At 70.3% G+C, this 16,284-nt stretch carries 17 protein-coding genes; 8 read left to right on the forward strand and 9 right to left on the reverse strand.

What is annotated here, in order from left to right:
- Nucleotides 1-78: 78 nt before the first annotated feature.
- From ACFYTQ_RS22575 to ACFYTQ_RS22585, 3 genes are all read left to right on the forward strand, one after another.
- Complete coding sequence (locus ACFYTQ_RS22575) at nucleotides 79-912, forward strand: helix-turn-helix transcriptional regulator (RefSeq protein ID WP_387364116.1); 834 nt, start codon at nucleotides 79-81, stop codon at nucleotides 910-912.
- Nucleotides 913-1,010: 98 nt separating this feature from the next.
- Entirely contained in the window at nucleotides 1,011-1,457 is a 447-nt protein-coding gene (locus ACFYTQ_RS22580; protein WP_387364119.1) for a VOC family protein, read from the forward strand.
- 124 nt (nucleotides 1,458-1,581) lie between these two features.
- On the forward strand, nucleotides 1,582-2,565 hold the full coding sequence (locus ACFYTQ_RS22585) for an alpha/beta hydrolase (RefSeq protein WP_387364122.1): 984 nt from the start codon (nucleotides 1,582-1,584) through the stop codon (nucleotides 2,563-2,565).
- Between the two features lie 30 nt (nucleotides 2,566-2,595).
- Here ACFYTQ_RS22585 and ACFYTQ_RS22590 read toward each other — a convergent pair whose 3' ends face one another.
- Nucleotides 2,596-4,299 (reverse strand): metallophosphoesterase, encoded by a 1,704-nt coding sequence (locus ACFYTQ_RS22590; RefSeq protein ID WP_387364125.1) that lies wholly within the window; start codon nucleotides 4,297-4,299, stop codon nucleotides 2,596-2,598.
- A gap of 84 nt (nucleotides 4,300-4,383) precedes the next feature.
- Between ACFYTQ_RS22590 and ACFYTQ_RS22595 the strand changes: the two genes are divergently transcribed.
- On the forward strand, nucleotides 4,384-4,719 hold the full coding sequence (locus ACFYTQ_RS22595) for a TfoX/Sxy family protein (RefSeq protein WP_387364128.1): 336 nt from the start codon (nucleotides 4,384-4,386) through the stop codon (nucleotides 4,717-4,719).
- On the opposite strand, the gene ACFYTQ_RS22600 is transcribed toward ACFYTQ_RS22595, so the two are convergent.
- Complete coding sequence (locus tag ACFYTQ_RS22600) at nucleotides 4,720-5,313, reverse strand: TetR/AcrR family transcriptional regulator (RefSeq protein WP_387364131.1); 594 nt, start codon at nucleotides 5,311-5,313, stop codon at nucleotides 4,720-4,722. It lies immediately after the preceding gene.
- A gap of 104 nt (nucleotides 5,314-5,417) precedes the next feature.
- On the opposite strand from ACFYTQ_RS22600, the gene ACFYTQ_RS22605 reads away from it, so the two are divergent.
- Nucleotides 5,418-6,461, forward strand: a complete 1,044-nt coding sequence (locus tag ACFYTQ_RS22605; RefSeq protein WP_387364289.1) for an NAD(P)-dependent alcohol dehydrogenase — start codon at nucleotides 5,418-5,420, stop codon at nucleotides 6,459-6,461.
- A 17-nt stretch (nucleotides 6,462-6,478) separates the two neighbouring features.
- On the forward strand, nucleotides 6,479-8,107 hold the full coding sequence (locus ACFYTQ_RS22610; RefSeq protein ID WP_387364134.1) for a class I adenylate-forming enzyme family protein: 1,629 nt from the start codon (nucleotides 6,479-6,481) through the stop codon (nucleotides 8,105-8,107).
- Here the strand turns inward: ACFYTQ_RS22610 and ACFYTQ_RS22615 are convergent.
- Nucleotides 8,088-8,669, reverse strand: a complete 582-nt coding sequence (locus ACFYTQ_RS22615; RefSeq protein ID WP_387364137.1) for a TetR/AcrR family transcriptional regulator — start codon at nucleotides 8,667-8,669, stop codon at nucleotides 8,088-8,090. The genes ACFYTQ_RS22610 and ACFYTQ_RS22615 overlap by 20 nt on opposite strands.
- Before the next feature lie 57 nt (nucleotides 8,670-8,726).
- On the opposite strand from ACFYTQ_RS22615, the gene ACFYTQ_RS22620 reads away from it, so the two are divergent.
- On the forward strand, nucleotides 8,727-9,428 hold the full coding sequence (locus ACFYTQ_RS22620) for an SDR family oxidoreductase (RefSeq protein ID WP_387364140.1): 702 nt from the start codon (nucleotides 8,727-8,729) through the stop codon (nucleotides 9,426-9,428).
- 13 nt (nucleotides 9,429-9,441) lie between these two features.
- Entirely contained in the window at nucleotides 9,442-9,864 is a 423-nt protein-coding gene (locus ACFYTQ_RS22625) for a tautomerase family protein (RefSeq protein ID WP_387364142.1), read from the forward strand.
- Between the two features lie 2 nt (nucleotides 9,865-9,866).
- Here ACFYTQ_RS22625 and ACFYTQ_RS22630 read toward each other — a convergent pair whose 3' ends face one another.
- From ACFYTQ_RS22630 to ACFYTQ_RS22655, 6 genes are all read right to left on the reverse strand, one after another.
- On the reverse strand, nucleotides 9,867-10,376 hold the full coding sequence (locus ACFYTQ_RS22630) for a DUF1772 domain-containing protein (RefSeq protein WP_387364145.1): 510 nt from the start codon (nucleotides 10,374-10,376) through the stop codon (nucleotides 9,867-9,869).
- A gap of 245 nt (nucleotides 10,377-10,621) precedes the next feature.
- A complete protein-coding gene (locus ACFYTQ_RS22635; protein WP_387364148.1) occupies nucleotides 10,622-12,358 on the reverse strand; it encodes an NTP transferase domain-containing protein in 1,737 nt (578 codons plus the stop codon).
- Between the two features lie 48 nt (nucleotides 12,359-12,406).
- Nucleotides 12,407-13,123, reverse strand: coding sequence for a VOC family protein (locus ACFYTQ_RS22640; protein ID WP_387364149.1), 717 nt, complete (start codon nucleotides 13,121-13,123; stop codon nucleotides 12,407-12,409).
- A gap of 279 nt (nucleotides 13,124-13,402) precedes the next feature.
- Nucleotides 13,403-13,717 (reverse strand): MGMT family protein, encoded by a 315-nt coding sequence (locus ACFYTQ_RS22645; RefSeq protein ID WP_387364152.1) that lies wholly within the window; start codon nucleotides 13,715-13,717, stop codon nucleotides 13,403-13,405.
- Nucleotides 13,718-14,479, reverse strand: coding sequence for an alpha/beta fold hydrolase (locus tag ACFYTQ_RS22650; protein WP_387364155.1), 762 nt, complete (start codon nucleotides 14,477-14,479; stop codon nucleotides 13,718-13,720).
- A 38-nt stretch (nucleotides 14,480-14,517) separates the two neighbouring features.
- The gene (locus ACFYTQ_RS22655; RefSeq protein WP_387364158.1) at nucleotides 14,518-15,726 is read right to left on the reverse strand and encodes a flavin-dependent oxidoreductase; all 1,209 of its coding nucleotides are present in this window, start codon (nucleotides 15,724-15,726) and stop codon (nucleotides 14,518-14,520) included.
- Nucleotides 15,727-16,284: the final 558 nt, after the last annotated feature.

Consider the following 16,284-nt stretch of genomic DNA (forward strand, 5'->3'; position numbering starts at 1 on the left):
AGTGTCGGACCGCGTCGCTCGCGGGGTAAGGGAGGATCTTTCCTGGGAGTGCCGGTCCCACCCTCGTAGGATCGGAGAATGACCAGTGGCACCGTGGACGCGACCCAGGAATTGGCCGCCTTCCTGCGCACCCGGCGCGAACGGCTGGACCCCCGCGACTTCGGCCTGCCGCAGCGCCGCCAGTCCCGCCGCACGCCCGGCCTGCGCCGCGAGGAGGTCGCCGAATTGGCCGGGGTGAGTACCGATTACATCGTCCGGCTCGAACAGGGCCGCGGGCTGCGCCCCTCCCCGGAGGTGCTCGAGGCGCTGGCGCGGGCGCTGCGGCTGGCCCCCGACGAACGCGCCTACCTGTTCGACCTCGCCCAGCAGCGCCCGCCCCAGATCGACAAGGCGGCCACCACCGCCGACCCGGCGCTGGCCCAGTTGGTGCTGGATCTGTCCCCGCGCCCGGCCATGCTGGTCAACCACCGCTACGACATCCTGGCCTGGAATCCGGAGATCTCGGCGCTGCTGCTCGACCTCGACACGCTGCCCCCGGCGCAGCGCAACACCATGTGGCTGTGCCTGATGCATCCGCGGATGCGCGGCTTCTACCTCCACCGCGACCAGATCGTGCGCGAGGGCATCGCGGACCTGCGCGCCGCCTGGGCCGCCCACCCCGAGGATCAGGCGCTCGCCGACCTGATCACCCAATTCCGCGGCGAGGACGCCGAATTCGCGCGCATGTGGGCCATGCGCGACGTCCGTGTCAACGGCCGCGGCGTGAAGGTCATGTGCCACCCCGAGGTCGGCCGGGTCGCGGTCCGCTTCGAGGTCCTGATGCCGATCCAGGATCCCGACCAACGCCTGGTCATCTACCGCGCCGCCGACGCCGACAGCCAGGCCGCCCTGGACCGCCTGACCGCGCGCTGAAAAATCTTGCGAAATTTCTTCGCGAGATACGTCGAAGACCTGTCGACGGCTTCGACCAAGGGGTGCAAGCACATCGACTCGACCCCGAGGAGCACGTCATGACCACCGTCACCACCTTCGTCTGGTTCGACCACGAGGCCGAGCAGGCCGCCGAGTTCTACGTCGGCCTCCTGCCCGGCTCCCGCGTCACCGGCATCACCCGCACCCCCGACGGCGCCCCCTTCGTCATCTCCACCGAACTGGCGGGCCACCCGGTCACCCTGATGAACGGCGGCCCCGGCCATCCCTTCACCGACGCCATCTCCCTCCAGGTCACCGTCGAAGGCCAAGCCGAGGTCGACCGCCTCTGGTCCGCCCTCACCGCCGAGGGCACGCCCGGCCCCTGCGGCTGGCTCACCGACCGCTACGGCCTCTCCTGGCAGATCGTCCCGACCGAACTCCCCACCCTCCTCACCGGCCCCCAGGCCCCCGCCGTCTCCGCCGCCCTCCGCACCATGACCAAGATCGACCTCGAGACCCTGCGCGCCGCCCGTACGCCCGGCTGAGGCCGGACGCGGCGCGACGACGCGCGGGCGGTCGAGATCGCCGCGCCGCGTATGCATTCCGACGGGGAACACGCCCGCTGGAATAGCCGCCCGCCGCGTGGCGCGGGGTGCGATACTCGCGGCTATGCACCGGCTGCCGCGTTGTCTGGTCGTTCTGCTCGCCGTCGTCGCCGCGTTCGCCGGAGTCCCGTCCATGGCCGCCGCGGATCCCGGGCCGAGCCCCGGGATTCTCGACGTGCGGCCGCTGGGTGGTCGGCAGTACTCGGTGGTGGTCTACTCCGCCGCCATGAACAAGCCCGTCACCGTGTGGATCTCGCATCCGGACCACCCCGCGCCGGCGCTGTATCTGCTCAACGCCGTCGACGGCGGCGAGGACGGCGGTCCGTGGACCACCCGCACCGACGCGGCGCAGTTCTTCGCGGACAAGCCGGTCAATGTGATCGTCCCGATGGGCGGCCGGGCGAGCTACTACACCGACTGGGTCAACGACGATCCGGTGCTGGGCCGCAACAAGTGGTCCACGTTCCTGACTCGCGAACTGCCCGAGCTGCTGCGGGACCGCTTCGAGCTGACCGGGCGCAACGCGGTCGCGGGCACCTCGATGTCGGCGACCTCGGCGCTGGATCTGGCCATCGACGCGCCGGGCCTGTACCAGGCCGTCGGCTCCTACAGCGGCTGCCCGCGTATCAGCGATCCGGCCGGGCGCGCCTACGTCGCCTCGCAGCTCGGCCTGTTCGGCGCGAACGCCGCCAATATGTGGGGCGCCCCCGACGACCCCGCCTGGTCCGCCCACGACCCGATCCTCAACGCCGATCGCCTCCGCGGCACCGCGCTCTACCTGTCCGCGGGCAACGGCGCCCCCGGCCCCCACGAGGCCCTGACCGACCCCAGCATCGCCGGCAACCCGGCCGCCCTCGCCGACCGCATGGCGGTCGGCGGCGTCATGGAGTCCGTCGTCGACTCCTGCACACGCGCCCTCACCGATCGCCTTGCGGCCCTGGGCATCCCGGCCACCGTCGCACTGCACCCGGGCACCCACGCCTGGCCCTACTGGCAGGACGACCTGCACGCCTCCTGGCCCGTGTTCGCCGCCGCACTCGGCGTGTGACCGAGGCGCGAGAATCCTTGGGCGGCAAGCCTATTGCCGCACCTGGCGGCGGTAGGTGACCTTGTCGAACTCGCGCCCGTACTCGTCCACCGCGACCACGTCCATCTCACTGGCGAAGTAGCCCGGCCGCACGTCCACGCGGATGAACGAGTAGTTGCGGAAGCGGACGCGGGACCAAGGGGCGGCTTCGTCCTGTTTGTGGCCGTCGGGGGACCAGACGTAGCTGTTGGGGACGGACGGGTCGGCGACCTCGTGGCCGCGGTAGGTCTCGTCCGAGCCGGGCTGGAAGCCGTAGCGGGGGCGACCGCCGCCGCCGACGGTGTAGTAGACCGTGCCGTCGGTCTCGGGGTAGACGATCGCGTTGTCGCCCGCCGGTTTGGTGGGGTGGCCCGCGCGGATGGGGTCGGTGCGCTCGAAGACGTGGTTGTGCCCCTGCAACACCAGATCGACCTGATAGCGGTCGAACAGCTCGCACCACGCGTCGCGCACGCCGCCGTCGCTGGCGTGCGAATCGGTGGTCGAGTAGGCGCAGTGATGGAAGAAGCAGACGATGAAATCGATGTTCGGATTCGCCCGGTAGGCCGCGAGAGTCGCACCGACCCAACCGGTTTGGGCCCCGCCGGAGTATCCGGTGTTCGCCTTGATCTCGTAGGACACGTCGTTGGCGTCCAGCGACAGCACCGCGACATTGCCGTAGCTGAACGCGTACGCCGACGGGCACCCCGCCGGACCGTTGCCCGGCAGATCCAGCCGCGCGAGATGCCCGCCGTACCCGTGCTCGCCGTAGGCGGCCTCCATATCGTGGTTGCCGGTCGCGAACATCCACGGCGTCACCGACGCGCTGACCTCGATGTTCCCCAGATACACGTCCCACACGTACGGGTTGAACTTGTCGAACCCGTCCGCGAGCTTCCCGCCCGACGGCACGAACTCCGGCGTCTTCCCGGCCCCCGACGGATCGGCGTAGGCGATGTCCCCGGCCAGCACGTGGAAGTCCGGCCGGGCGGCGGCGATCTGGTTCAGCACGTTCGCCGCGTGCGCGACGGTCGGCTCGTTGTCGGGCTTGTAGTAGTTGTCGTCGTAGTCACCGGCCGCCAAACCCGTTGGCAGCCGCGGCGTGTCGTCGGTGCCCTGATCGCCCATCATAGTGAACCGGAACGGCAGCACCGCACTGCGCGCCGACGGCATGGCCGGGGCCGCGCTGCGCACATCGCTCACGAACCCGTCGGAGGTCCGCCACCGGTAGAAGTGCGGCACCCGCCCGGCGAGCCCGTCGACCGGCGCGTGCGCGTAGAACTGCTCGGCCGCGAGCACCCCGCCGTCGCTGTCCGGGATCTGGGTGACCAGGTTGCGCACCTCGGCCTCGATCGACGCGCCCAGCGCCGGAGTCGGCCCGTGCTCCAGAAACACCTTGACGCCGTTGGGGTTTCGCGACAACTGCGCCCCGAACCGCAACTGACTCGCCGCGTCGGCCCCGTACCCCACATGCCGTCCGCCGACCGCCAACTGCGCGTCCTCGGCGTACGCCCGCCCCGCGAACGGCGAGACCCCGACCGCCGCGACGGCCGCGGCCGCGGCGGAACCGCGCAGGAAGTTGCGGCGCGACACCGCCCGCCGCCGCAGAAACGAGCGATGCCACTCGTACTGCTCGGCCATGGTCATGGTGGCGGCGAGCCGTTCGGGAATCCCGGTATCCGGAACATCACCGACAGGGTTCAAGCGAGGCGACGGCATGAGACGGATGTTCGTCCGCGCCCCACCGCGCGGCAACTCGAAACCGCCGCACCCGTCGGGAAATCTTGGTGAACAATTCGAACCATGGCCTACGACGAACACCTCGCCGACCGGATCCGCGACCTGCTGGGCCCCGCCCTGCCCGAGGTGGTGGAGAAGAAGATGTTCGGCGGCCTGGCCTTCCTGATCGGCGGCAATATGGCCGTCGCCGCCAGCGGAAAGGGCGGTCTCATGGTCCGTGTCGACCCCGCCGACGCCGATCGGCTCGTCGACGGCGACACGGTCACCCCGATGATCATGGGCGGGCGCGAGATGCGGAACTGGTTGCGTATCAGTACCGAAGCCGTAGCCGACGACGACGCCCTGAGCGCGTGGATCGAGCGCGGCATCGCCTACGCCCGCGGCCTGCCGCCGAAGTAGTCAGGGCGCGCGCAGCGCCGGGAACCAGATATCGGTCAGCACCTCCGCTGCCCGCTCGGCGGACACGTCGATCGTCCCCTGCATGGCCCACCGCGTGAAGAACCGTTCCAGCTGCGCCACCAGCAGTTCGATCCGCAACCGCGCCTCGTCGCGCCGATCCGCGGGCCAGCGCGACAGATACGACGTCATCCGGTCCGACAGCGCCGAGATGCCCGCCCGCGCCGCCGCCCGGAACTCCGGTTCCACAGCGGTCGCCTCGTCCCAGGCGGGCAGCAGCTCCTTGTGCTCGAAGAACCACCCGATCGCCCGGGTCATCCACGCCGCGAACTCCGCGCGAGATCCGTTGTCCAGCACCCGATCCAGATCGTCGTAGAACCGCATGACGCTGGGCAGCGTGCTCTGTTCGGCGATCGCCCGCAGCACCTCGGTCTTACCGGTGAAGTGGAGATAGAACGTGGCCCGGCTACAGCCGACTGCCGCGGCGATGTCGTCGACCCGCACCCCGGAATAGCCCTGGGCCGCGAACAATTGGCGCGCCGCGTCGATGATCCGCGCCCGGGTCAGCCGCTTCTGTTCGTCGCGCAGCGAGGGCATGGCGTCGATAGTAGACGAGCCGTCATTCACTGGACGCACTGTCAAGCGAAGTGTTAGCGTGTGGGCCACCTCACATACGGGAGACGATCGTGGCCACACAGGTGATGCGCGCGTTGCAGTTGACCGCGCCGGGCGTGCTCGAGATGCGCGAGGTCCCCGTGCCCGAGATCGGTCCGGACGACCTGCTGATCCGCGTCGGCGCGGCCGGGCTGTGCCATTCCGATTCGTTCGTGGTCGGCCTGCCGTTCCCGCTGCGCGAGGATCCGATGACCCTCGGCCACGAGATCGCCGGAACCGTCGAGGCCGTCGGCGGCGAGGTCACCGGCCGCGCGGTCGGCGAGCGCGGCATCGTCTACCTGTGCTGGTCCTGCGGTACGTGCCGAGAATGCCGGAGCGGCAACGAGAATGTGTGCCTGGCCGCCGGTCGCACCGCGATGCCGCCGTGTCCCGGGCTGGGCCCCGACGGCGGTATGGCCGACTACGTCCGCGTCCCGGCGAATTCCTTCGTCCCGGTCGGCGACCTCGACTTCGAGCAGGCCGCGCCGCTGGCCGACGCCGCGCTCACCTCCTATCACGCCATTCGCGGCGCCCGCGAGCAGTTGCGTCCGGGCGCGACCGCGGTCGCCATCGGCATCGGCGGACTCGGGCATGTCGCGGTGCAGATCCTGAAGGCGGTGGCCGAGGACGTGCGGGTGGTCGCCGTCGACGTCACCCCCGACAAGCTCGACCTGGCCGCCGAGTGCGGCGCGGATCTCGGCCTGCTCGCCGACGGTGAGACCGCCGCCCGCATCCTGGAACTCACCGACGGCCGGGGCGCCGAGGCGGTCTTCGATTTCGTCGGCACCGATCCGACCGCCCGCCTCGCGGTCGAATCGGTCGCGCCCAACGGCGCGTACCGCATGGTGGGCCTGGGCGGCGGCAATCCGGGCATCGACGCTGGCCCCGCCGGCGGTCCGGGCCTGCCGTGGGGTGCGACGGTGCGAAAGTCCTACGGCGGCACCAAGAGTGACCTGCTCGCCTCGGTCGAACTGGCCCGCCAGGGCAGGTTGCGCATGGCCGTGGAACGCTTCGACCTCGCCGACGGCCCCACCGCCCTGGACCGCCTCGACCACGGCCGCATCCGCGGTCGCGCCGTCCTGATCCCCTGAGCCCCACCGAGGACGAGATGACCGACGCCGTCGCCGCCCTGACCGCCCCCGGCGGACCCTTCGAGATGACCGTGGAAACCGTTCTGGGAGCGCCGATTCCGGTGCTGCGCCAGCGCCGCCGGTCGCTGCTGGAACTGCTCGACGCCGCCCGCGCCTGGGGCGATCGGGACTTCCTGGTGACCGCGGACCGGCGGCTGTCGTTCGCCGCGCACCACGCCGCCGTCGAGGCGCTCGCGCACGCCCTCGCCGAGCGGTTCGGCGTCGAAAAGGGCGACCGGGTGGGCATTTTCGCCGCCAACACCCCCGAATGGGTGGTCACGTTCTGGGCGGCGGTGCGGCTGGGAGCCATCCCGGTCGGCTACAACGCGTGGTGGGCGGCGCCCGAGATCGCCCACGGCCTGGGCCACACCACCCCGAAGGTGGTGGTCGCCGACGCGAAACGCGCTGCGCTGCTTCCGGATTCGGTGCCGACGCTCACCATGGAACGCGATCTGCCCGACCTGATCGCCGCGTACTCCGCCCGCGCCGACCTCGCCCGCCCGTCCCTCGCGGAGGACGATCCCGCCGTCATCCTCTATACGAGCGGCACGTCCGGCCGCCCCAAGGGTGTGGTGCACTCGCATCGAAATTTGGTGGCCATCAGCGACTATCACCGTTACACCGATGCCGTGGTCGCCGCCCTGCGCGGGCAGCCCGCCCCGGGCGGGCCGAGCCCGAAACGCTTCCTGCTGACCTCGCCGCTGTTCCACATCGCGAGCCTGCACAATCTGGTGATCCCGCGCCTGGCCACGGGCGCGACGGTGGTGATCCATCAGGGATCGTTCGACCCCGACCGCGTGCTGGAGCTGATCGAGCGGGAACGGGTCACCAATTGGGGCGCGGTGCCGACCATGGTCGCGCGGCTGCTCGACCGCGACCTCTCCGGGTACGACCTGTCGGCGCTGACCGCCCTGTCGCTCAATGCCGCCCCGTCCTCGCCCGCGTTCCATCAGCGCATGCGGGAGCGGCTGCCGGTGGCCCGGACCGCGCTGGCCACCAGCTACGGACTCACCGAAAGCGGTACGGCCGCAACGGTCGCCGCGCCCGCGGAACTGGTCGAGCATCCGGAGACGGTGGGGCGCCCGATCATCGGCGTCGCCGTCGAGATCCGCGACGCGGACGGCGCACCCGTGCCGGACGGCGTCGACGGGGAGATCTGCGTGCGCAGTCCCTACGTCATGCTCGGCTACTGGAACGACGAGGCCGCCACGGCCGCCGCCATCGATGCCGAAAGATGGTTGCGCACCGGCGATTTCGGCATGCTCGCGGAAGGGCGGCTGTATCTGTCCGGTCGCCGCACCGATCTCATCCTGCGCGGCGGCGAGAACGTCTACCCCGTCGAGATCGAGAATGTGCTCGACGAACATCCGGCCGTGCTCGAGGCCGCGGTTCTCGGTGTGCCGCACGAGGATCTGGGGCAGGAGGTCGCCGCGGTGGTGGTCGTCGCGGACCCCGACGCGGTGCGCGCGGACGACCTGCGCGAGTTCACCGCGGCCCGGCTCGCCTACTTCAAGGTGCCGACGCGCTGGCTGATCACCTCGAATCCGTTGCCGCGCAACGCGACCGGCAAGGTGGTGCGGCGCGAGATCACCTTCGATCGGTCGTGAGGAATTCCCGGGCGGCGGCGAGTATGCGTTCGGACAGCTCGTCCCCGGTGCTCGCCCGCGCCAGCATGAGCGCCCCCGCGAGCACCGCGACCTCCACCAGCGCCGCCGAATCCGCCTCCGACCGCTCCCCGAGCCGGTCCAGATTCGCGATCATCTCCCGCAGCCCGTCGAGATAGGAGGCGCGCAAAGGGCTTTCGGCGTCGGCGCGGGCCACATCCCCGGCGAGCGCGGCGATCCCGCACCCCTGCCCGGGATGTTCGCGATGCGCCTCGGACAGATAGCGCTCTATGAAGGTCCGGCGCGCGGTCGAGGCGTCGGGACTCGTCGCGAGCGCGCGGTCGATCTCCCGCGCCTTCTCCGCGCACGCGGCCGCGCACGCCTGCGCGACCAGATCCTCCTTGGACCGGAAGTGGCGATAGAAGCCGCCGTGGGTCAGGCCCGCCGCGGCCATCAGCCCCGGAACGCTCATCCCGTGCGCGCCCCGTACCCGCACCTGCGCGGCGGCCGCGGCCAGCACCTCCCGGCGGTGCGACTCGGCCTCGGCCTTGGTGGTCCGCGGCATGTGAACTCCTCTCGACCGGTCTTGCGCTCTCGCTTAGATGATGATCATAATCTAAAAATGACAGAAATCGAAGGGGCCGTCGCCCTGGTGACCGGTGGGCAGCGCGGCCTGGGCCGCTCGTTCGTCGAGGAACTGCTGCGCCGCGGCGCGCGCAAGGTCTACGCCACCGCCCGCAAGCCGGTGGCGAGCGCGGATCCACGGGTGGAACCGCTCGAACTCGAGGTGACCGATCCGGATTCCATTGCGGCCGTGGCGGATCGGGCGGGCGAGGTGAGCATCGTCGTCAACAATGCCGGTGTGCTGTATCCGGCCCCGTTGTTGCAGACCGAGATGGCGCATGTGGTGGCGACCTTCGAGACGAACGTCTTCGGGCCGTTGCGGATCGCCCGCGCGTTCGCGCCGATCCTGGCGGCCAATGGCGGTGGCGCGCTCGTCGACATCCACTCGGTGCTGTCGTGGAGCGCGGGCGTCGGCTCCTACGGGGCGTCCAAGGCGGCACTCTGGTCGATCACGAATTCGCTGCGTATCGAGTTGGCGCCGCAGGGCACGCAGGTCGTCGGGGTGCATCTCGGATTCGCCGACACCGATATGGTGCGCGCATTCCCGGGGGAGAAGCTCGACCCCGCCGACGTCGCCCGCGCGGTCTTCGACGCCGTGGCCGCCGGGGAGAGCGAGGTCCTGGTGGACGAGTTCAGTCGCCGCGTCAAGGCCGCGCTGTCCGGTCCGGTCGAGGGCCTGTCCATTCGCACCGCAAACTGAACGAGGAAACGTCATGCCGCTCTGGCAGATTCACCATCCCGTCGGCGCCTACTCCGAACAGGACAAGCGCGCCTTCGCCACCGACATCACCGCGATCTACACCGCGGTGGGCCTGCCCGCCTTCTACGTCGTGGTCCTGTTCCACGAGGTGCCCGCCGCCGACTACTACGTGGGCGGCGAGCCCTCCGACGCCACGGTCCGCATCGTCGTCAAGCATCTGGCGCGCCACCTCGACGATCCGGACCGCCGCCGCGTGATGACCGAACGCCTCGACGCCACGCTGCACCCCTACACCCGGGATCGCAAGCTGCACTGGGAGTTTCACGTCGAGGAGTCCCCCCGCGACCTGTGGATGATCGCGGGCCTGTGGCCGCCCGACCCCGGCACCGACGCCGAACGCGCCTGGGCCGAGGCCAACCGCCCCCTCCCGTACTGACCTCACCGCGCCGCCCGCAGCGCCATCGCCAACACCCCGATCGCCCCCGTATTGGCCAGCGCCCGAGCGATATTCAGCCCCACCCACGGCATCTCGAACCCCTGCCGCAACGCCGCGAAATCCCCACCGCTCACATCCGCCAGCTGATTGTTGAGCGGAATGTTCCCCCCGATGGAGATGAACAGGCTGACCACATTGAGCGCCAGCGCGACCAGCACCCACCACAACACCTGCCGCTGATCCCCCCGCAGGTGCAGCGCCGCCGCGACCCCCGTGAGCACCACCGACCCCAGAAAACTGAACATGAACAGCGGATTCACGATCACCACATTGATCCGATTCATCACCTCCACGAACGTCCGATCATCCACCTGCCGCAGCGCCAACATCACCGAGGTCCCGTACGCGTAGTACACCCCCGCCAACAACCCGGTCGAAATCGTCGCCAGCACAAGCGAAGTGGTGCCGAGCGCGGAGGAGGTGGACGCGGTGACAGTCGTTGTATTCGTCATGCTTCGAGTACACCGGCTGGGCCTCGTTCCCGACATCGCCCCGACGCTCAGCCACATGCGTCAGCGTCTCGCCTTCGCCTTTTCCATAGGGCCTCCCGGCCGCTCCCGGCCAAGCCGCCTCTCCGGGTCTAGGTTCTCGGCCCAGCCTCGGAGTCTCTTCCTTGGTTTCGGTACTCGGCCCCAAACTGGGTCCTTGTTCCTCGGCATTCGGCCCCCAGGCCGAATGCCGAGGACCGCCCGCACGCTCAGCTGGGCAGCGGGAGGAATTCCACCAGCGCCCCATCCTCGGCATCCGGCGGAACCACGACGAGCCCGTCCCGATCGATCAACCCGGCCAAATGAGCCGTGCGAACGCTCGGATCGCCGATCCACCCGCCTCCGGGCTGGGCTCGGGCGGGAACGATGCGGGCGACGGGCCCGCTGATCTCCGAGGCATTGACGAGCGGCCCGACCACCGGCCGGGCGGGGGAGCGGTCCGTGCGGCCCTCGATAATGGCCGGAGTGAGGGCCAGCAGGGTGGCTATCGCGGCGAAGGGGTTGCCGGGAAGGCCGAGAATGGTTGTGGCGGCGGTGGTTTCGGCGACCACGGTCGAGCCGCCCGGACGGAGGCGCAGGCGGGGGACGAGGGTCCGGGCGGTGGTCCGATCGAGAGCATCGCGGAGCTGGTCGGCCGCCCCGCCCCCGGTGGCGCCCACGATGACGAGGAGATCGCAATCGGCGGCAACGGCGAGGACCTCATCGAAGCCGGTGGCGGTGTCGCGCAGGTGAACTCGATCGAGAACTTGAATACCCCACCGCGCCAACAGATCCGGCAATACCGGCCCGATCGAGTCCCGCGTCTGCCCGGTACGCAGCGGTCCCTCGCTGCGAATCTCGTCCCCCGTCATAACGATTCGCGCCTTGATAGGCCCCCGCACCTCGAGCGACGACACCTCGGCCGCGACGGCCGTCGAGACCAGAGCCGTCGTCACCGGAGTCCCGGTCTCGGCAATGAGATCGCCCGGCTCCCAATCCTCCCCGCGCCCGCGCACGTCGTCCCGCACCGGCGTATCCGGCAGCCGAGTCAACACTCCCGACTCGTCGATCCGCGAGAACTCGTCGCGCACAACGCTTGTCGTCCCCTCCGGCACATGCGCCCCGGTGGCGATCCGCACCGCCTCCCCGTCCGCCAGCCCGACCGGCCGCTGCCCACCCGCGAACCCGATGTCGTGCCGCAGCCGCCACGGCCCCGCGCCCGCCACGGCGTACCCGTCCATCGCCGACACATCGAATCGCGGCAACGCCTCGGCGGCGAGCAGCGGCGCGGCCAGGGTCGCGCCCCGTGCTGTCCTGACGGCCGATGTGTGGATCGGCAGACGAGAGAGATTGCGCCGCAGACTGTTTCGCGCCTCCTCGAGCGACAGTGGCGCGACCCGGGCGCGCGCCTTACGCACATCGTCGGCGGTATCGCAGTCCGCGACCCCCGGCAGCGTCACCATGATCGTGTCCACCGGCACCAGCGCCTTCATCGGCTGATTCACCACCGAATCCAGTCCGGCGAGACCGTCCAGCAGCGCCGCCCGCCGCCACACCCCGACCAGATACTGCGGCCGCCCGGACTCGTCGGCCGCGAACACCGCCGCCGCCCCGGACTCCTCCGCGCCGCGCACCAACTCGTCGACGGCCTCGGCGCTCAGGAACGGCATATCCGCCGCGAGCACCACGACCAGTTCCGTAGGAAAGTCGCACTCCTCCAGTACCCCGAGCCCCGCCGCGATCGCCGCCACCGGTCCCGCCCCGGCGGGCACCTCCTGCACCTGCCGGATCGCCGGGGGCAATTCGGGTCGCTGCGGACCGACCACCACCGTGCGCGCCGCTCCCGCCACCGCGTCGAGCGCCGCCTCGAGCATCGACCGCCCGCCGACCACGATCGCGGGTTTGTCGACCCCGCCCATCCGGGTCGCCCGCCCGCCCGCGAGCACGATCGCGTCGACGGTGCTCACGAGCCGTCACCCCGCAGGTTGATCATGGCCCGATCGTAGGCGATGCGGTCAGTCCGATCGCGCACGCAACAGCCCGAATTCGTAGGCGTCCGGATCGGCCAGCGCCATGGCGGCATCGCCGAAAGCGCTGTGCCCCAACGGTTTCGCGCCCGCCGCGCACAGCCGATCCACATCCTCCGCCCCCGAGCACAGCACATCCAGCCGCACCCGTCCCCGCTCCCCACCCGCCGACCGCAGGAATTCCACCCACGGCCCCTGCCCGGTCGCCGACCGAATCCCGCTGAACTCCCCCGAATCGTGCATCACCGGCCACCCCGACACCGCCGACCAGAACCGCGCCGACCGCCCCGGATCCCGCGCATCGACCACGATCGCCGCCACCGCCCCCGTATCGACATACTGCTCCCGCGGCTCCAGCACACAGAACTCGTTCCCCTCCGGATCCGCCATCACCTCCCACGGCACCTCCCCCTGCCCGATATCGACCCGCCGCGCCCCCAACCCCAACGCCCGATCCACCAGCCCCCGTTGATGTTCCACCGACCGACTGGCCAAATCCAAATGAATCCGATTCTTCCCCACCTTCACCCCCACCCCCTCCCCGAACCACAACCCCACCTCGAACCCCTCCGCATCCGGCGCCACCACCTCCACCACCCCACCCCGCTCCACCACAACCACCCACCCCAACAACTCCGCCCAAAACCCCGCCACCCCCCGAGCCCACCCCACCTCGAACCCCACCCGCCCCAACCGAGTGCCCATACCCCACCGTAACCCCCCCACCCACCCCGACATACGCCAACCAACCCAAGGCACGCCACCCCAGCCGCACCCCTTATTCGAATCCGCACCCTCTCCAGGGCTCTACAACGGGTGCGGCTCCCAACAAAGGGTGCGGCGAGAGCTGCCCCACCCCGGAGAGGTACGGCAACCCGAGTCGCACCCTTTATTTGGATCCGCACCCTTTTCAGCGCTCTACAACGGGTGCGGATTTGAATAAGGGGTGCGGATTGGGTTGCCGTACGGGAGGAATCGGGCGGGTCAGACGGAGGGACCGGAGATCGGGAAGTGGTGGCGGGCGAGGGTGAGGTCTACTCGGTCGCCGCGGAGGGGGCAGCCTTCCTCGGCCAGGCGTTGGAGTTGGCGCGTGTGGAGATGCCGGGCGGGGGTGCCGTCGGCACGGAGGACGCGGTGCCAGGGGAGGTCGGCGGAGTCGGTGCGCATGATCCAGCCGACGGTGCGGGGGGTGGAGAGGCCCGCGGCGGCGGCGATGTCGCCATAGGTGGCGACGCGGCCGGGTGGGATGGCGGCGACCAGTTCGCGGACGCGTTCGATCTCGGCGTCGGTGGTCGCCATTCAGAGCACCGAGCGGATGACGGCCGCGGTCTCGGCGGGACGGGCCTGGGCCACCATGTGATCGCAGTCGAATTCGTGCACGACGAGGTGGTCGCCGAGATGCTCGGTGAGGGTGGCGCGCAGCCGCGGGGTGACGATGGTCGACTTCAGCGCGTGCACCAGAACGGTCGGCAGATCCTTGGGCGGCAACACGATCTCGCGCCCGAGCTGACCCCAATACGCGACGATGGCGGGCAGGCTCATCCGCCACGCCACCCGGCCCTCGCTCGTGGCCACCAGATGCTCGGCGAGTTCCGCGTCCAACAGCCTGGGTTCCACATCCGCCCAAGCGCTTTCGAGTTTGTCGAGCCGGGCGGTCTCGACATCGGGATAGTCCGGCCGCGCGAGGGTGCTCTCCGCGACCTCGAGCAGGAAGTCCCGATCCAACCCGACCGCCGGATCGAGCAGCACCAGCGCCTTCACCAATTCGGGATGACGCCGCGCGAGATGGATCCCGGCCGCCCCGCCGAACGAATGTCCGACCACCACCGCCGGTTCCTCGTCGAGCAATGCGGCCGCATCGTCGGCGACGGCCTCGAGCGTCCACGGCGGCACGGCCGTCGAACCGCCGTGCCCGCGCAGATCGGGAGCGAGAACCCGCACGTCGGGCAGATGCTCGGTGGCCAGCGACGCCCAGCGCCGACCGTGTCCGGTCAGGCCGTGCAGGGCGAGGACGAGCGGCCCGTCGGCCGGGCCGAAGCGGTGGACGGTGAGGTCGGTCATGCGCCCATTGTGCCCAGGTCGCGGCCCGCCGCGCACGGTCAGCGGATGCTGGTGCGGCGATACCCGTCGGTGATGGCGCGCAACTCGTCCCGGCCCAGGACGTCCTCGATCCGCCGGAACCCCGTCGGCGCGCGCTCGGCCACCAGGCGCAGCACATGATCCATGGGCATGTCGCGATTCGCCAGCACCAGCGTGTTCACCAACCCCCGGCGCAGCGCGTCGTAGGCCGCCGCGCCGCGCTCGGGGTCGCGGGCCAGCTCGCGCGCGAGGACCCGCGAATCGATGACGGCCTGCGAACCGCCGTTCGACCCGATCGGATACATCGGATGAGCCGCGTCCCCGACCAGGGTGATCCGCCCGAAGGTCCAGCGCGGCAACGGATCCCGATCGACCATCGGATACTCGAGGATCCGCTCGCTGCCCGCCATCAACTCCTCGACATCGAACCCGGCCACCCGCCACCCGCGATAGTGCGGCGCCACATCCGCGAGGCACCCGACCCGATTCCAATCGGCCGCACTGCGTCCCGGATCGTCGGTCCGCACCTCGGCCACCCAGTTGACCAGCGACCGCCCGATCCGCCGCGCCGCCGCCGAAATCGGATAGAGCACGAGCTTCGCGGCGTGATTACTGCCCGCGATAACCATGGATTCGCCAGCCAGTAGGGGGCGAGTGAGCGTCGTCCCTCGCCACATGCGTATTCCGTTCCACAGCGGCGCTCCCTCGTCGGGATACAGTCCCGCCCGCACCGCCGAGTGCAGACCGTCCGCGCCGACCACCAGATCCGCGCGTAAGTCGGTCTCCGCGTCGGCTTCTCGATCGCGCAGCCGCACCCGCACCCCGGTGCCGTCGGATTCCGCCGCGACGAACCGCAGCCCGGTCCGCACGGCACCCGAGCCCAGGCGGGAACGCACCGCGCCGAGCAGGATCGCCTGCAACTCACCACGGTGGATCGAGTACTGCGGGCACCGGTGCCCGGCGCGCAAACCCCTTGGCTCCCGCCAGATCTCGTTTCCGAATCGGTCGAGGTGGATGACCTCGGCGGTGGCGATACCGCTCTCGGCGAGCCGGTCGCCGAGCCCGAGATCGGACAGCGCGGCGGTCGCGTGCGGCAGCAGATTGATGCCGACGCCGAGCGGCCGCAGCGCGGTGACGCCGTCGACCACGGTCGCCTCGATCCCGACGGCGTGCAGGCTCAGAGCCGTTGTGAGACCGGCGATTCCCGCGCCGACGATCAGCACCCGCATCGGTTCTCCCCCCTCTGCACGTCGGAGCGGTCGCGGCGCTCGAGCGGACGGACGGCCGTGGCGGTGCCGTCGAGGAGCGCGCTCTCCCGGTACGCACACATCGTCTCGCCTCGTCGCCGCGCGGTCGAGCCCGTGGTGATCGCGCGTCGACGCACGAGCCGTTCGGCAACCGCCGGGCGATGCTCGATCGCTGGCCGCCGCGTGGTCGACAGCGCCGTCAGCTTCGAGTCAGCAACGACCGCAACGTGATTCGCGCGGGTCGTGCGGCCGTCGGCTCGCGACCGCATTCGGATCGTGGGACGCGTCGATTCCCTTGGGGTCGCCTGTATCACGCGCAGAGCTTACGAAGCGGCGTGTCGCCCTCACTCCGCGCGTCGTCGGTCGGCGTGTCGGGAGCGGAGAGAGCCCGACGAGCCACACCTCCCCCCGTATATCGAAAGTATGTTCGAATTCGGGAATAGCTTTCCGGCGCCATTCGCTCGATGTGGGCTCCCTATCACAGAACGGCCACTTTCGAGGGGAGCGACACGCGGGGAGGGGTCGGTATACATTTTTGTC

It is taken from the genome of Nocardia sp. NPDC004068 (genome assembly GCF_042874315.1).
In the GTDB taxonomy this organism is placed as follows: Bacteria; Actinomycetota; Actinomycetes; order Mycobacteriales; family Mycobacteriaceae; genus Nocardia.

Excerpts from the sequence above, each read along its gene's own strand:
- ACFYTQ_RS22595 (WP_387364128.1), top strand. The coding sequence starts at position 4,384 with ATGGCCTACGACGAACACCTCGCCGACCGGATCCGCGACCTGCTGGGC.
- ACFYTQ_RS22650 (WP_387364155.1), bottom strand. The coding sequence starts at position 14,479 with ATGACCGACCTCACCGTCCACCGCTTCGGCCCGGCCGACGGGCCGCTC.
- ACFYTQ_RS22620 (WP_387364140.1), top strand. The coding sequence starts at position 8,727 with ATGACAGAAATCGAAGGGGCCGTCGCCCTGGTGACCGGTGGGCAGCGC.
- ACFYTQ_RS22630 (WP_387364145.1), bottom strand. The coding sequence starts at position 10,376 with ATGACGAATACAACGACTGTCACCGCGTCCACCTCCTCCGCGCTCGGC.
- ACFYTQ_RS22615 (WP_387364137.1), bottom strand. The coding sequence starts at position 8,669 with ATGCCGCGGACCACCAAGGCCGAGGCCGAGTCGCACCGCCGGGAGGTG.
- ACFYTQ_RS22640 (WP_387364149.1), bottom strand. The coding sequence starts at position 13,123 with ATGGGCACTCGGTTGGGGCGGGTGGGGTTCGAGGTGGGGTGGGCTCGG.
- ACFYTQ_RS22655 (WP_387364158.1), bottom strand. The coding sequence starts at position 15,726 with ATGCGGGTGCTGATCGTCGGCGCGGGAATCGCCGGTCTCACAACGGCT.
- ACFYTQ_RS22590 (WP_387364125.1), bottom strand. The coding sequence starts at position 4,299 with ATGCCGTCGCCTCGCTTGAACCCTGTCGGTGATGTTCCGGATACCGGG.
- ACFYTQ_RS22585 (WP_387364122.1), top strand. The coding sequence starts at position 1,582 with ATGCACCGGCTGCCGCGTTGTCTGGTCGTTCTGCTCGCCGTCGTCGCC.
- ACFYTQ_RS22600 (WP_387364131.1), bottom strand. The coding sequence starts at position 5,313 with ATGCCCTCGCTGCGCGACGAACAGAAGCGGCTGACCCGGGCGCGGATC.
- ACFYTQ_RS22645 (WP_387364152.1), bottom strand. The coding sequence starts at position 13,717 with ATGGCGACCACCGACGCCGAGATCGAACGCGTCCGCGAACTGGTCGCC.
- ACFYTQ_RS22580 (WP_387364119.1), top strand. The coding sequence starts at position 1,011 with ATGACCACCGTCACCACCTTCGTCTGGTTCGACCACGAGGCCGAGCAG.
- ACFYTQ_RS22605 (WP_387364289.1), top strand. The coding sequence starts at position 5,418 with ATGCGCGCGTTGCAGTTGACCGCGCCGGGCGTGCTCGAGATGCGCGAG.
- ACFYTQ_RS22610 (WP_387364134.1), top strand. The coding sequence starts at position 6,479 with ATGACCGACGCCGTCGCCGCCCTGACCGCCCCCGGCGGACCCTTCGAG.
- ACFYTQ_RS22575 (WP_387364116.1), top strand. The coding sequence starts at position 79 with ATGACCAGTGGCACCGTGGACGCGACCCAGGAATTGGCCGCCTTCCTG.
- ACFYTQ_RS22625 (WP_387364142.1), top strand. The coding sequence starts at position 9,442 with ATGCCGCTCTGGCAGATTCACCATCCCGTCGGCGCCTACTCCGAACAG.